A 1,261-nucleotide genomic window follows, 5' to 3' on the forward strand; every position below is an offset into this window, starting at 1 on the left:
TGTTGGCCTAGCCTGACCTACGGCCAATAGCTGATAGCTGATAGCTGATAGCTGATAGCTGATAGCTGATAGCTGAATGCTTACAATGCTGCTGGCTAACGTTTTCCTACAAAGCCAGCTTAAAAATCTGCTCTGGGGATAATTTGAACTGGGGAAAAGTCGGGGAAACAATGGGAGTATTTCCCGTAAAGGGCGTCATCTGATATTCGCCGTCAACCAAACTACAAACAAAAAATGTGGGTTGCTTGGGGTTGCCAATAAATTTTCTCGCCCCCAATGCTGCATAATCGATAATCCAATATTCCTCGATGCCCATCTCTTCTCTTCGAGACGCTACGCGAACATAATCTCGAAGTTTATTGTAGTAATCGTCACGCCAATTAGTTGAAACAACCTCGACGATTAATTTGACTGAATCAGGATTTTGAATAATTGATTCGCTTTCCCAGCGAGATTCAGCCTCCATAACGTCTTGGTTCAAAACAATAATGTCCGGTTCATAACCTGAGTTTTCCCGTTTTGGTTTAACAATTGACTCTCTAGGAATAGTCCAAATACCTCCTTTATCTATCTGCCTAATAACTATCAATAATTGCTCAATCAGGGAACCGGTTAGATTTGAATGTTTACCCTTTGGCTTGGGCATTTCAATAATTACTCCATCATGTAGCTCGTAACGGACTGCTGAGTTTTCGGGATACCAGCTGATAAATTCATCAAAGCTGTATAATTTGGGTTCGGCTTTGGATTGAGTCATAGATCGTTATTCTTGAAGCTGAAATTTCTGGTGACAAAATGACACCATTCTGTTATAGTAAAAGAAATTGAATAATAAATTCAGATGGCAAGTACCACCCCTAATGATACTCGCGTGACAGCTAGGCTTCCTGCATCGGTCAAAGATACGTAAGCATTCAGCTATCAGCCGTCAGCCGTCAGCTAATCAACAGGAGGTAGTAAGCAATCTGGGCGGTGCTGGTAGGCCTGATTGAAAATCCCTGCTCGTTTTACTCATCCGACCTCGCTCAGTTAAAGCGCCTGCTAGCACCTCAAGTAGCACCATCTGTAGGGCTTAAGCTGTTCGCGTAGCGTGGCCGTAGGCCTTTAGCTGATAGCTGACGGCTGAATACTTACGGCTGCGGATTTAACAGGGACAACCTTAAATCAATTTATGGTTCATGCTCAGGTTAAAGAAGCCCAAAAAGCGATTAATACAGAACAGGTGATTCACTTATCACCCCAAGATGCGGATATAATTTTT

2 protein-coding genes are annotated in these 1,261 nt (G+C 42.8%); one reads left to right on the plus strand and one right to left on the minus strand.

Translation table 11 applies throughout. The annotated features are described in order from the left end of the window. Window positions 1-106 precede the first annotated feature (106 nt). Window positions 107-757: a Uma2 family endonuclease gene (locus F6K38_RS42315; protein WP_008188158.1), complete on the minus strand. Its 651-nt coding sequence runs from the start codon at window positions 755-757 to the stop codon at window positions 107-109. A 369-nt stretch (window positions 758-1,126) separates the two neighbouring features. Between F6K38_RS42315 and F6K38_RS43895 the strand changes: the two genes are divergently transcribed. Beyond that, window positions 1,127-1,261 (plus strand): type II toxin -antitoxin system TacA 1-like antitoxin (locus F6K38_RS43895; protein WP_353737301.1); only part of this gene is annotated, 135 nt, incomplete at its 3' end.

Origin of the sequence: Moorena sp. SIO3B2 (assembly GCF_010692525.1) — a bacterium.
Taxonomy (GTDB): Bacteria; Cyanobacteriota; Cyanobacteriia; order Cyanobacteriales; family Coleofasciculaceae; genus Moorena; species Moorena producens.